Genomic DNA, 13,084 nt, shown 5'->3' on the forward strand with positions numbered 1-13,084 from the left:
AGCCGACATGCGAAATGCGTCATACATCAAAAGCCGCCTGCTGATCGTCGCGATGTTCGCGTTACCCGCGTTCGTGTTCACTAGCGGCTGTAAGTCGACGGCGACGGCGACACGGACACCTGCACCGCCCCCGTCCGCGACCGCACCGGCGGTCGTCCCCACTGACGACGCTACGCTCGCCGGCCGGGTGAAGCAGGCGCTGGTCGCGGACCCGACGCTCCGATCGTTGCCGGTGAGTGTGGCAACGTATCGAGGCGTCGTGCAGCTGTCGGGAGACGTAGACTCAGAGGCACAGATTCTGAAAGCGCTTGCGGTGGTCCACGCTGTGCCGGGGGTGCGCTCCGTGAACAACGAGCTGCACGTCAGGTCGCCATGACGCACGTTCGCCGGCGCAGACATTGTCAGTACCTTTGAAACATGCGTCGGCGTGCGCTCGATGGCAGCGAGCAACGAAACGGCGCAGAACAGGGGTCGTCCGGAAGCCGCAAGGCTGACGAGGCTAACCGGACAAGGTCTGGAATGGGCTCAAAACTTGTGGCGCAATCCGATGCGCACAACCGCCTGTTTGTCGTCCGACGATGCCGAGGGCCCGTTGATTGCCGCCACCGCCGGCTTGCCTGTCGAGTCCGTACCGGTCGCCTTCTGATAGACGCCGATCAGATAGACGTCCGTGCGTTTGGACAACAGGTAGTCGACGCCCGTGCCGAACTGATGATATGCCGCGCCCGTTCGTCCTTCGATCGAACTGCCTTTCGTGTAGTTGTAGGCGAAGCCCCACAGCAGCGCGGGACTGATCTGATAGCGAAAGTTCAGTTCGCCGTTGTTCAGGCTTTTCGAACCACTCAATCCCAGTGGGTTCGGACCGGAAGACAGATCGCCGAGATCGTCGAAGCGGGTGTTCGAATACACCGCGCCGACGGTTGCCGAACCGATCGTATAGGCGGCCGCCGCGCCGATTACGCTCATCGATCGGGCCGATGCATAGCCGGAATAGACGGGCGACAGCATGTTGTTGCCGGGCACGCCGTTGACGGTCGGCGCCGGGCTGCCCGTGCTACCGAAGAACGACGTGTTCGGATTCTCGACCGACAGATAGCCCGCGCCAAGCGACACAGCGCCCGTCACGTAGCCCGCCGAAACTGACCAGATCCGGTTGCGCGCGAAGTTGCCAGCAACGCCGCCAAGGCTGAACATGCCCGCCACGGTCAGGCCGCCATAGCTGTTGCTCGTGAACTTGATGGCGTTGTTGGTGGAATTCGTGTTGTTGAAGTTGTCGAGATCGCCGGGGTGTGCGGCCATATAGCCGCCCCATTGACCGCCCGCGATCATCGGCCCGAGGATGTCGACGTTGGTGTCGTATTGCCGGCCGAGCGTCACCGTGCCGAACGGCGTCGACATGCCGACGAACGCTTTCTTGCCGGACAGCAAGCCGCCCTGGCCCGCCTTGCCCGTACTGGCATCGAAGCCGTTTTCCAGCACGAAGATCGTCTTCAGGCCACCCCCCAAATCTTCGGAACCTCGCAGGCCCCAGCGGCTTTGCTGCATCACGCCACTGAGCAGGCGCACGGCGCTGTGTCCCGAGACGCTTCCGTTCGCCGCCGTCGTGGCGGCATTGCTGAAATAGCTGATGCCCTCGTCGACGATGCCGTACAGCGTAACCGAGCTTTGTGCGTGAGCACACGCGGGCATGGCGGCCGCGACGCAAACCGCGAAAAACGCTTTATTCATGTTGTTTGACGTTCAGGTTGAGGGTGCAGTTGCAGTGGCATGGGGGCGCGCCGCGTTTCGCGAGCACGCACAGGGGCCGGCGGCCCGCGCTGGGCCACCGGAAAACGCGGCAGCGGAACGGCAGGCGCCTAGCTGAGTGCGTCGACCACTGGAGGGCGGGGCAGCCTGTGCGCCGCCGCCTGCTCATAGGCATGACCGAGTTGCAGCACGCCCCAGTCGTCGCGATAGCGGCCCGCGATCTGCAGACCGATGGGCAACCCCGAGGCACTGATGCCGCATGGCACGGCAAGTACGGGTGACTCGGTGGAGGACAGGTACCAGCAGATACGCATCCAGTCGATATACGACGTATAGGCTTGCCCCATGAACGACGCCGGCCAGCGCAAGTCGGCGTCGAACGGGAGCATCTGCGTGGCGGGCAGCACATAGAACGGATACTCGTTCATGAAGTTGCGCATCCGCTGGAACAGCGCGGTCTTGCGCACGAACATCCGGCCGAGATCCGCGGCGCTGAGCGAGCGGTGCAGTCGGCATTCGTCCTCGATCTCGGGCTTCAGGAGTGCCTGAGCACCGGCATCCAGTTGCTGGACCAGCGTGCCGATCATCCACGCGCGTTCCATCCGGAACACCTCTTCCGCATCGGCCAGATCGGGGTCGGCGAAGATGACTTCGCAGCCGAGCGCCTCGAAAATGCGCGCTTGAGCCTGTACGGTGCGCTGGATTTCCGGGTCGACGGGCAAGCCTGCCAGTCCAGTCGAAAATGCGACCCGCGTGCCCCGAAAATCGCGTTGCAGCGGACGAGCGAACAGCGCACCCGGTTCGCTGAGTTCGGTGGCGACCTCGCCGCCTGGACCGGCGATCGCGCTCAGCAACAACGCGGTGTCCGCAACGTTGCGGGCCATCGGGCCATCGACGCCGAGCGTGCCCCAGCCGTTGATATCGGGCGCGCGCGGCACCCGGCCCGGCGAAGGACGCAACCCGACCACGCCATTCCACGCAGCCGGATTGCGCAGCGAACCTCCCATGTCGCTGCCGCACGCGAGCGGGTTCATGCCGCAGGCAACCGACGCCGCCGCGCCACCGCTACTGCCGCCCGCGGACTTGTCCAGATTCCACGGGTTGCGCGTCACGCCGAACACTTCATTGAAGGTGTGCGAACCGGCGCCGAATTCCGGTGTGTTCGACTTGCCGATCATCAGCGCGCCTGCCGCATCGCAGCGCCGCACGATCAGTGCGTCCTGGGTCGGTACGTGATGCTCGAAGACTTTCGAGCCGAAGGTGGTGCGCACGCCGCGCGTCGCCGTCAGATCCTTCTGCGACACCGGCAGACCGTGCAGGGGGCCTTGCCATTCGCCGCGCGCCCAGCGCTCGTCGAGGTGTCGGGCGCGTTGCCTGAGCACATCGGCGTCGCCGATCGTCACGAGGGCGTTCACGCGCGGATTGACCGCTTCGATGCGTGCAAGATGCGCGTCGAGTATTTCCGTCGCGCTGACCTCGCGTTTGCGTTGCAGGTCGAGCAGCGTCAGCGCGGACGCGTCGCACAGCGAGTCGTTGACGGCGGTGTTCGTATCGAGTTGCAATGGGTCGGACATGATAGGGCTCTTCGGTTGATTCGTTGATCCATTGATTCACGCAGCGCGGGAAGGCTGTACTGCGTGCCGCTAGATTTCTTCACGGGTGCGATCGGTGATGAACGCGAGTGCGATCAGGGAAACCACGCCGCAGACGATCACGTACCAGGCGGGGACGGCCGCATTGCCCGTCGCGCCGATCAGCCACGTGACGACGAACTGCGCGAAGCCGCCGAAGATCGAAACACCTGCCGCGTAGGAAATCGACAGTCCCGTGGCACGCGTGCTGCGAGGGAACATTTCCGGAAGAAGCGGGCCGGTTGCGCCGGCATTGATCGAGTGCAACGCGGCGAGCGCGCAGACGACGAGGTACAGCGTGCCGACCGAAGGCATATGAGCGATCGCGTAGAAGCCCGGCAAAATCAGCAGCGTCAACAGCAGTCGCGAGACGAACGTGACGCGTTTGCGTCCGAAGCGGTCGGACCATAGACCCCCGATCGGCGAGACGACGAGCATCACCGCGCCGGAGAGAATGCCGCACCACATCGCCGTATCCATCGGCAGATGGAGCACCTTGATCGCATACGTCGACATGTAGTACAGCACGATGAAATGCGCGGACGTGCCGCCGATCACGAGCATGAACGCGAGCAGCAACAGCTTGCCGTCGCGTGCGAATACGGTTCTCAGAACGCCGCCTGCGGGCTGCGCCGCGCCGGGCGAGGCGTGCCCGTCGTCGTCGATGCGTGCCCGCAGATACAGACCGAGCGGCGCGATCAGCACGCCCGCAAGAAACGGCACGCGCCAGCCCCAGCTCTCGAGCGACGCGGTATCGAGAAAGTGCGACAGCAGAAACCCCACCAGCGAACCGACGAGTGCCGCCGCGCCCTGGCTCGCGAACTGCCAGCTGGTGATGAATCCGCGCCGCTCCACCGAGGCGCGCTCGGCGAGCAAGGTCGTCGCGACGCCGACTTCGCCGCCCGCGGAAAAGCCCTGCAACAGCCGTGCAATCAGAATCACGATGGGCGCGGCGAGGCCGATCTGCGCGTACGTGGGTGCGAGGCCGATCAGACCCGTGCCGACTGCCATCGTCAGCAACGTGATGTTCATCGCGACGACGCGCCCGAAACGGTCCGCCAGAATGCCGAACATCACGCCGCCGACGGGACGCGCGATGAAGCCGACACCAAATGTGCCGACGGACAGCAACAGTTGCTGCTGTGACGAAGCGAGCGGGAAGAACAGCTTGCCGAGCAGCACGGCAAAGAAGCTGTAGACGGTCAGATCGAAAAACTCGAAGGCATTGCCGATCGTCGTCGCGACGATCAGACCGCGCGTGGAGATCGTAGTGGAGTGCGCGCTGGCCTGCGAGCCGGCGACTGGGCTGAGTGACGGTGACTTCATGAACGGCATCCCTATCGTGAGTGGAGCTTTCGCCGAAACGACGTCGGCGGCATCAGGCGGTCAGTGCTGCCTTCATCGCGACAGGAAAAAGTCTAGAGAGCCAAAATAGCAACGCGGATTTGCTTTTTCTTATCGCGATAACAGCGGGTTATCGCCCCGTACGCAGCCGGCTTCGCACGCGGATACGGGCTAAGCCTCATGGCCGTGCTCTTTTGCGCCGTGTACTATCGGCGCAAATCGTGCAGCCCCTGCGCACCGACGCATCGTTGCGTCAGATGTATCGCGGCAATCTTCCCACTCCACATTCGCGGCCCTGTCTCTTGAAACCCAATCAGTTACGCGCGCTCGTTGCCATCGCCGAACACGGTAGCCTGCGCGCCGCGGCACGGACGGTCTGTCTATCGCAGCCGGCCCTCACGAAGGCCATCCGCGAACTCGAGCAGGATCTCGGCGTACCGCTCGTCGCGCGCAATGCTCGCGGCGCGCAGCTCACCCAGTTCGGTCAGGCGATCTATGCGCGCGCGAAGCTGATACTCGCGGAGATGCAGCATGCGCGCGAAGATGTGATCCAGTTGTCGGGCTTCGAGGGTGGCAAGGTGTCGTGCGCGGTCACGCCGCTCGTGGCGCTCAAGTACTTGCCGCGCGCGATCCACACGTTCCGGCTGCGCATGGCGGACACGCGGCTCTCAGTGCAGGAGGGCTTTCTCAGTTCCGCGCTGGCGGGGTTGCGCGACGGCACGCTGGACTTTGCGATCGCGATCGTCGACGACACCAAGATCACCAGCGAGTTTCAATTCAGACCGCTACTCGAAGCAGAACTGATCATCTCGGCGCGCAAGGGACACCCGCTTGCGCACGCGCAATCCATCGCCGAACTGGAAGGCGCCGAATGGATGCTGAACACCACGCCGGAAAGCATCGGACGTGTGCTGCAGGACTATTTCGTCAGCGTGGGCGCGGCGGCGCCGCGCGTCGTGGTCGAATGCAGTTCATTTAGCGGGAGCTTCTCTTTGTCGTCACACAGCGATTTTCTTTCGTGCTGTCCAAAGAGTTTTGTCGAATCCGAATGGTTCAGACAGCAGGTGATCGCGCTGCCAGTGCGCGAGCCGCTGCCGCGCGTTGCGGTCGGCATCATTTCGCGGCGCGACGCGTTGAATACGGCCGCTTGCGATTATCTGATCGACTGCTTTTGCGAGGCGGTAGCGAACGCGCCGTTGTTCAACCACGAAGCGATAGGTGCAGGCTGAGCGCGGCGGTACGACGAAGTTGGAACTTGTGCCGAATGCTTTTATCGCCTGATTTCTTCTGCCCATCACGTTCTTGCGCAGTGCCCCCTGTTTTGCCGATTTGTGCTCACTGCCCGAATAATGCACGCAGACAATGAGTCATCGGCAACCGGCTGGAATGCGGCGACGCAACGTCGACCGACCAGTACGTCCCGGCTGCGATGTCACTTCAGAGGCACATGATGCATGCAGATGAAACGGCTACCTACTACACGGCCACGAAGAAGTACGAACTGAGCTTCCCGTCTCTCGAGGACCATATCCAGGCCGAAGTCGTGATCATCGGCGGCGGGTTTTCCGGCATCCATACGGCGTTGGAGCTGACCGAACAGGGCGTGACGGATGTCGTCGTGCTCGAAGCGCGTTATCTGGGCTTCGGCGGTACCGGCCGCAACGGGGGGCAGGTGATGGCCGGTATCGGCCACGACCTCGATGCGATAAAGAAAGATGTCGGCGACGATGGGCTGCAGGCGATCTTCGCGCTCAGCGACCTCGGCCCGCAGATCATGCGCGAGCGCATCGCCAGATACAACATCGACGCCGACTTCTGCAGCGGCTACGGTTACATGGCCTACAACGGCCGTCAGGCGAAGACGCTGCGCAACTGGGAAAGAGACTTCAAGTCGCTGCGCTCGCCGCATGAGATTCGCTACGTCGAGGGCAAGGACGTGCAGGACCTCGTCGGTTCGGAAGTCTATCAGGCGGGCCTGTTGCACATGGGCGGCGGCCACGTGCACTCGCTGAATCTGCTGCTCGGCGAAGCAAAGGCGGTCACCGAAATTTACGGCACGAAGATCTTCGAATACAGCCCCGCGCTCGAAGTGACCTACGGCGACCGAATCACCGTGCGCACCGCCAAAGGCAGCGTGACGGCGCGCAAGCTGGTCTGGGCGTGCGACGGCTTCAACAACGGCATCGAACCGGAGTTGCATCGCAGCACGATCAACGTGTATGCGTACAACTCGATGACCGAGCCGCTGAGCGATGAACTGATCCGCCGTATCAGTCCAATTCACGGCGCGTATTCCGACATCCGGCCGGTGATCAATTACTACCGCGTGACCAACGAGAACCGGCTGCTGTTCGGCTCGTCGACGTCGCTGGTCGAGCACATCCCGAGCGATCTGAAAGCGTGGAACCGCCGCCTGATGCTCGAAGTGTTTCCGTATCTGAAAGACGTGAAGATCGACCTCGCGTGGGGCGGTCCGATGGCTTCGACACTCAATCTGTTTCCGCAGATCGGCACGCTGCCGGACCGGCCGAACGCGTTTTTCGTGCAGGGGTATTCAGGCTTCGGCGTCACGCCGAGTCAGATCATCTGCAAGATCCTCGGCGAAGGCATTCTCGGCGGATCCGAGCGATATCGGCTCGTCAGCTCGATCCCTCGGGCGACGATCGAAGGAAAGGATCGCTACCGCGCGCTGCTGGTCACGCTCGGCAAGGTCATGCATCAGACGTCCGGCTACTGGCACGGCCGTCGCTGATCGTTTCAATTTACTTCACTGGAGAATCACAACATGGGTCTGATCGAAATCAGGAAGGGCGTCGCCATTTCGGAACTCGATTCGTGGGGCAGCCTCGCGGGTATCGGCGGGGAAATCCTCGAGGGCGGCGACGTGCAGGCATTCGGCAAATTCACTCACGGCAGCCCGACCGAGCCGATCTCGGCGGCGTACTTTGGCACGTCCAAGGGCAAGTTCCGGCTGGTTTATCCGTTCAGCGAGCAGGCCACGCTGGTCAGCGGGGAAGTCAGAATTACCGATGAATCGACGGGTGAAACGCGTCATTTCAAATCCGGCGACTCGTGGTTCGTCAAGAAGGGCACCCCGACCGTGTGGGAAGTCGTCGGCGACAGCTTCACGAAGCACTACCTCGCTTTTGTCTGATCCTGGCGCCATGCGCCAGCGGGTGTTCAGTAGACCGGCTGGCGAGTCCACTGACTCCATGCGTGCGAAAAAGCGCCTGCAACGAGGTGCCCTCAACAATGGATGACGCTCACGCCATCGCCGCCTACGCGGACCTTGCGCAGCGAGCCGATTGTGGCGAGCTGTTGCTGTTCTCGGTCGCCGCCGTGCAGGTGGAACCCGCCGACGCTGCTGGCTGGTTCCGTCGCCGGCCCTGCGCGCTCGCGGCCGTGATCTCGCGCGAGGAAGACGTGTCGGACATTCTTCTGAGGCTGCCGGACTGCTGGAACATCGTCGATACGGCCTGTTGCGTGGGGCTGCACGACGAGCCCGACATCGTGTCGGTCGATCCCCGCTTCAAGAACGGCTTCGTCAACGCGAATTGCGCGATCGTCGCGCACGACGATGGCCGCCGCTTCGCGCTGCTGATGCAGATCAACGCCGCTGAAGCCGTGCTGCTGCCGCACCGGCCATTCGGCGAGCGCCTGTCGTTCGAGCAGTGCATTGGTTGTGCCACGGCCATGGCCGCGCTCGCCCGCTAGCGCTTTTGCGGGCGCTTCGACTCGGGGTTTGCCCGTAATCCCGGCGACGATGCCAATTTGCGCTAACGCCCGAAGATCGGCCTGCTTACAGTCCTCTCAATCAGTTCACCCGCCGCCCGCGAAAAGACCCGCAGTGGTGCTTCGGTGAGCGTGCCGCGCGGCCCCGCGTCCCGGCTGCCGACCGGCCGCCGCCACCCTTAGCCACGAGAGAGACTCAATGAACAACGTTGCGAATGTCGTAGTTAGCGAAGCCGTCAACCAATTCCTGGCCCGCGACCTGGGTCTTTTCATCGACGGTAGTGCGCAGCCGGCGCACTCGCCGCGCCGGCTCGATGTTTTCAACCCCGCGACCGGCGACGTCCTCACCTCTGTGCCGGACGCCGATGCGCAGGACGTCGATCGCGCGGTATCCAGCGCGCGACATGCCTTCGACCGGCGTGTATGGAGCGGTTTGCGTCCGGCGGATCGCGAGCGCATTCTGCTGCGTCTGGCCGACGTGCTCGAACAACACGCGGAAGAACTCGCGCAGCTCGAAACGTTGAACCAGGGCAAATCGATCAACATCGCGCGCGCGATCGAAGTCGGCGCCAGCATCGAATACGTGCGTTACATGGCAGGCTGGACCACCAAGATCACCGGCGAGACGCTCGACGTGTCGATTCCGTTTCCGCCGGGCGCTCGCTATAGCGCCTTCACGCGCAAGGAGCCGGTGGGTGTCGTCGCAGGCATCGTGCCGTGGAATTTCCCGCTGATGATCGCGATCTGGAAGCTGATTCCGGCGCTCGCGGCCGGCTGCACGATCGTCATCAAACCATCCCCGGAGACACCGCTGACAGCGCTGCGGCTCGCCGAACTGGCGATCGAAGCGGGTGTCCCGGCGGGCGTGTTCAACGTGGTCACCGGCGCACGCGAATGCGGCTCGGCGCTCGCCGCGCATCCGGGCGTGAGCAAGATCTCTTTCACCGGCTCGACGCCGACCGGCAAGCTGGTCGGCTCGGCCGCGGTGCAGAACATGACGCGCTTCTCGCTTGAACTTGGCGGCAAGAATCCGGCCATCATGCTGGCCGATGTAGACGTCGATCAGGCGGTGCAGGGCGCGCTCGCGGGCGGCTTCCTGAACCAGGGGCAGGTCTGCGCCGCGGTCTCGCGCATCTACGTGCATCGCAGCAAGTACCGGCAGATCGCCGACGGTCTCGCCGACCTCGCCAACGCGATGACGCTGGGTTCGGGCCTCGATCCGTCCGCGCAGATCAACCCGCTGGTGTCGAGCCATCATCGCGCGCGCGTCGAGCAGCATATCGCGCAGGCGAAGCATGCCGGGCTGCGCTTTCTGGCGGGCGGCACGCCGGTCGAAGGCGCGGGCTACTATGTGCGCCCGACGGTCATCGGCGACGTTCCGCACGACGCGCCGATCATCCGCGACGAAGTGTTCGGCCCGGTCCTCGCTCTCGTTCCCTTCGACGACGCCGCCGAAGCACTGCGTCTCGCCAACGACTCGCCTTATGGCCTTGCGGCGAGCCTGTGGACCAACGATCTGCGCGCGACGATGAACCTCGTGCGGGACATCGATGCGGGAACGGTCTGGGTCAACTCGCACGTGCCACTCGATCCCGGCATGCCGTTCGGCGGTATGAAGCAGTCGGGCATGGGACGTGAATTCGGCAAGCACGCGATCGACGCGTTCACCGAAACCAAATCCGTGTGCATCGCCCATTGACGGCGCGCTGGCTCGCCACCGGTGACTTTCCCCCGTTGCGGAAGGCCATCGCGCCAAACAAAGCCGGCGCTGCTATCCTTGGGCAAATGGCGTATGCCGGCGCTCCAGGACGAATTGACACGGCTGTCGCGTGGAGCGCGACAGGTCCCGGAGCGCCGGTGCAGGGAGACATAGATGGAGTTCAGGGTCAGCGCGCTCGACGATGTGCACGACCATTCACTTGCGGTGAGTGGGTGGGAACAGGTGTACCACCAGATCACGCCGGGGCGGTTCGAAAGCACGCTCGTGCAGGCGAGCGACGACAATTTCCAGTTTTTTCGTGAATCGACCAACCGGCGGATCGCGCAGGCTGGCGTATCGCCGGAAGGCTTTTCGTCGATCGCGGTGCCGTTGTACGGTTTATCGACCGGGACTTTCCAGGGGCAGCATATCGTCGGGTTCCCGCTGATGCTGCTGGGGCCGGGCGAAGAGTTTCATCTCCACACGCCCGAGTCGATGCACTACATCGGCGTGAGTCTGCCTTCCGGATTGATGGAGCAACTCGTCAGCGATACTGTCGACGAAAGCGCGGTCAGCAAACTGTCGCAAAGCGTCTTGCAGGTGCCCGAGTCCGCCGCCGCCGTGCTGCAGTTGCACCTCGTGCCTTTTCTCGACGCGATGCAATCAACAGAGGAGCGGCTCTCGTCAGTCGAGTCGGATCGCCGGTTTCAACACGAAGTGATGAGCGTGCTGCTCGCACTCGTGGAAGCCGCGACCGGCAATTCGCGCGATCTCACGCACGCCACGTATAGCGATATCGTCCGCCGTTGCGAACGTTTTTTGCACGAGTACGCGGAGGAACCGGTCACCGTGCTCGATCTGTGCGCGATGTTGCGTTGCAGCCGTCGTACGTTGCAGACGAGCTTCCAGCGCGTCGCCAACGTGACGCCGGTAGAGTATCTGCGCTCGTACCGCCTCAATGCCGTGCGTCGGCTATTGCGCTCGACCAACACAACCGAGCTGCTGATCGGCGATGCCGCGGCGCGATGGGGCTTTACTCACCTCAGCTACTTCGCGCGCGAGTATCGTGATCTGTTCGGCGAGCTGCCTTCGCAGACGCCACGCAAGAGCTGAGCGAACTCCCTTCCACAACGTATTTCCGCATCGGCAACGCCTATGTCGCGCGCGGAATATTCCAGACAGCTTTCAAACGCGTGCGAATTTCTTTCGCCCATCAGGCCGCGCGCTGTCGTTTTCCCGATGCCTGTGTCTCATTGCCAATTTGTGCTCCCGGTAGATCTTTTTGAATCCCTACATTGCAATCATCCGCTGCGATTTATTAGCGGGTGCAACGTCCGCGCCGCACGCGGATGTGCAATCGGGTCGTATGACGCGGCTCGACGTGATCAGTCAAATCAATTGGAGTGAGACCCATGAGCGTCGCGTTGGAAACCAAGCCATCGAGCGAGTTGCGCCAAGGCGCGCTCGGCCTCGGCTTTATCGTTTTCTTTGTCATCTCCGCGGCCGGACCGCTCGTCGCGATTGCCGGGGGCTTCCCAATCGGCATCATGCTCGGCAACGGCGCGGGTACGCCGTCGCTGATCATCGCGACCGTGGCGATCCTGCTGATGTTCGCCGCGGGGTACACGGCGATGTCGCGTCACATCACGAACGCGGGCGGCTTCTATGCATTCACCGCGCGCGGGCTCGGCGGTACAGCGGGCGGCGCCGCGGCGCTGATCGCGCTGCTCGGTTACAACGCGATGCAGATCGGCCTGTACGGGATGTTTGGTGCCGTGTGCTCGGGATTTCTCGGCACGCATTTCGGCATCGATGCGCCGTGGTGGGTGTGCGCGTTCGCTGCCATGTTGAGCATCGCGGTGCTCGGCTACCGGCAGATCGATCTGTCCGCGAAGGTGCTCTCGCTGCTGGTGTTCGGCGAATACATCGTGGTCCTGATTCTCGACATCGCGATCCTGAAGGCCGGCGGCGCACACGGCATCGATTTCGTTTCATTCAAGCCTCGCACATTTCTGGGCGGTACGCCGGCGATCGGTTTTCTGTTCTGCTTCGCGAGCTTCATCGGCTTTGAAGCCACGACGATTTACAGCGAGGAAGCAAAGGACCCGAAGCGCACGGTGCCGCTCGCCACGTATATTTCGGTGCTTCTGATCGGCGGCTTTTACGCGTTTTCGTTGTGGTGCATCGTGATCGGCGCGGGCAGCGCGGACATCGTCAAGACGCTGAGCGCGCTCGCGGATCCGACGACGTTCATGTACTCGCTGTCCGACCACTACGCGAATCGCACGCTGACCGCAGCCATGAGCGTGCTGTTCATCACGAGCGTGTATGCGGGTCTGCTCGCGTTTCACAACTCGGCCTCACGATACTTCTACGCGAGCGGACGCGAGGGCCTGCTGCCGGCGTCACTGGGCCGCACGCACGCGTCGCATAGCAGCCCGCATATCGGCTCGCTGTGGCAATCGGCAATCGCGGCAGTTGTGGTTCTGGTGTTCGTCGTGATGCATGCCGATCCTGTGCTGACGTTGTTCTCGTGGCTCACCAACGTTGCCACGCTTTGCATCATTGCGTTGATGGCGCTGTCTTCCGCTGCTGTGATCGCATTCTTCGCGAGCCTGAAAAGCCGCGAGGAAGGCGCGCTGCGCGTGGTGTTCTTTCCGCTGGTCTCGGGCCTCGCGCTTCTCGCCGTGCTGGTGCTGGCCATCGTCAACTTCCCTCTGCTGACGGGCGCTGGTCCGCTGGTTTCGTACGGGCTGACCGCGCTGATGCCGGTGTTCGCGGTGGCCGGCGTCGTGACCGCGCTGCGGCTGAGATCGCGTGACCGGCATGCGTTCGACAGGCTGGGCAGCTCACGTCTGTAAATCACGTCTGTGGTTCCGTCGGCGAGTTGCACCGGCGGGCGAAACATCCCGTCACGGGCGCGATCGTTGGG

Annotated in this window: 11 protein-coding genes; 8 read left to right on the top strand and 3 right to left on the bottom strand. The window is 63.2% G+C overall.

Going from position 1 to position 13,084, the window contains the following annotated elements:
- Positions 1–7 precede the first annotated feature (7 nt).
- The gene (locus tag L0U84_RS39890; protein ID WP_233859174.1) at positions 8–376 is read left to right on the top strand and encodes a BON domain-containing protein; all 369 of its coding nucleotides are present in this window, start codon (positions 8–10) and stop codon (positions 374–376) included.
- A 149-nt stretch (positions 377–525) separates the two neighbouring features.
- Here the strand turns inward: L0U84_RS39890 and L0U84_RS39895 are convergent, their stop codons facing one another.
- The 3 genes from L0U84_RS39895 to L0U84_RS39905 form a co-directional block, all read right to left on the bottom strand.
- The gene (locus L0U84_RS39895; protein ID WP_233859176.1) at positions 526–1,728 is read right to left on the bottom strand and encodes a porin; all 1,203 of its coding nucleotides are present in this window, start codon (positions 1,726–1,728) and stop codon (positions 526–528) included.
- A 128-nt stretch (positions 1,729–1,856) separates the two neighbouring features.
- The gene (locus L0U84_RS39900) at positions 1,857–3,320 is read right to left on the bottom strand and encodes an amidase (protein ID WP_233859178.1); all 1,464 of its coding nucleotides are present in this window, start codon (positions 3,318–3,320) and stop codon (positions 1,857–1,859) included.
- Positions 3,321–3,389: 69 nt separating this feature from the next.
- The gene (locus L0U84_RS39905) at positions 3,390–4,703 is read right to left on the bottom strand and encodes an MFS transporter (protein ID WP_233859180.1); all 1,314 of its coding nucleotides are present in this window, start codon (positions 4,701–4,703) and stop codon (positions 3,390–3,392) included.
- A 320-nt stretch (positions 4,704–5,023) separates the two neighbouring features.
- On the opposite strand from L0U84_RS39905, the gene L0U84_RS39910 reads away from it, so the two are divergent.
- From L0U84_RS39910 to L0U84_RS39940, 7 genes are all read left to right on the top strand, one after another.
- Positions 5,024–5,950, top strand: coding sequence for a LysR substrate-binding domain-containing protein (locus L0U84_RS39910; protein WP_233859181.1), 927 nt, complete (start codon positions 5,024–5,026; stop codon positions 5,948–5,950).
- A 221-nt stretch (positions 5,951–6,171) separates the two neighbouring features.
- Positions 6,172–7,473 carry an NAD(P)/FAD-dependent oxidoreductase gene (locus tag L0U84_RS39915; RefSeq protein ID WP_326491252.1) on the top strand — a complete coding sequence of 434 codons (1,302 nt, stop codon included), beginning with the start codon at positions 6,172–6,174 and terminating at the stop codon, positions 7,471–7,473.
- 33 nt (positions 7,474–7,506) lie between these two features.
- Positions 7,507–7,875, top strand: a complete 369-nt coding sequence (locus L0U84_RS39920) for a cupin domain-containing protein (RefSeq protein ID WP_233859186.1) — start codon at positions 7,507–7,509, stop codon at positions 7,873–7,875.
- 98 nt (positions 7,876–7,973) lie between these two features.
- Positions 7,974–8,435 (top strand): hypothetical protein, encoded by a 462-nt coding sequence (locus tag L0U84_RS39925; RefSeq protein ID WP_233859188.1) that lies wholly within the window; start codon positions 7,974–7,976, stop codon positions 8,433–8,435.
- Between the two features lie 217 nt (positions 8,436–8,652).
- Positions 8,653–10,152, top strand: coding sequence for an aldehyde dehydrogenase family protein (locus L0U84_RS39930; protein ID WP_233859190.1), 1,500 nt, complete (start codon positions 8,653–8,655; stop codon positions 10,150–10,152).
- Positions 10,153–10,326: 174 nt separating this feature from the next.
- Positions 10,327–11,265, top strand: coding sequence for a helix-turn-helix domain-containing protein (locus tag L0U84_RS39935; protein ID WP_233859193.1), 939 nt, complete (start codon positions 10,327–10,329; stop codon positions 11,263–11,265).
- Between the two features lie 299 nt (positions 11,266–11,564).
- Entirely contained in the window at positions 11,565–13,013 is a 1,449-nt protein-coding gene (locus tag L0U84_RS39940) for an APC family permease (RefSeq protein WP_233859195.1), read from the top strand.
- Positions 13,014–13,084 lie beyond the last annotated feature (71 nt).

The sequence above is a fragment of the Paraburkholderia sp. HD33-4 genome (assembly GCF_021390635.1).
GTDB lineage: Bacteria > Pseudomonadota > Gammaproteobacteria > Burkholderiales > Burkholderiaceae > Paraburkholderia.

What these genes read in the sequence shown, in the direction of transcription:
- L0U84_RS39905 (WP_233859180.1), bottom strand. Translation starts at nt 4,703, where the DNA reads ATGAAGTCACCGTCACTCAGCCCAGTCGCCGGCTCGCAGGCCAGCGCG.
- L0U84_RS39940 (WP_233859195.1), top strand. Translation starts at nt 11,565, where the DNA reads ATGAGCGTCGCGTTGGAAACCAAGCCATCGAGCGAGTTGCGCCAAGGC.
- L0U84_RS39890 (WP_233859174.1), top strand. Translation starts at nt 8, where the DNA reads ATGCGAAATGCGTCATACATCAAAAGCCGCCTGCTGATCGTCGCGATG.
- L0U84_RS39915 (WP_326491252.1), top strand. Translation starts at nt 6,172, where the DNA reads ATGCATGCAGATGAAACGGCTACCTACTACACGGCCACGAAGAAGTAC.
- L0U84_RS39900 (WP_233859178.1), bottom strand. Translation starts at nt 3,320, where the DNA reads ATGTCCGACCCATTGCAACTCGATACGAACACCGCCGTCAACGACTCG.
- L0U84_RS39920 (WP_233859186.1), top strand. Translation starts at nt 7,507, where the DNA reads ATGGGTCTGATCGAAATCAGGAAGGGCGTCGCCATTTCGGAACTCGAT.
- L0U84_RS39930 (WP_233859190.1), top strand. Translation starts at nt 8,653, where the DNA reads ATGAACAACGTTGCGAATGTCGTAGTTAGCGAAGCCGTCAACCAATTC.
- L0U84_RS39895 (WP_233859176.1), bottom strand. Translation starts at nt 1,728, where the DNA reads ATGAATAAAGCGTTTTTCGCGGTTTGCGTCGCGGCCGCCATGCCCGCG.
- L0U84_RS39925 (WP_233859188.1), top strand. Translation starts at nt 7,974, where the DNA reads ATGGATGACGCTCACGCCATCGCCGCCTACGCGGACCTTGCGCAGCGA.
- L0U84_RS39935 (WP_233859193.1), top strand. Translation starts at nt 10,327, where the DNA reads ATGGAGTTCAGGGTCAGCGCGCTCGACGATGTGCACGACCATTCACTT.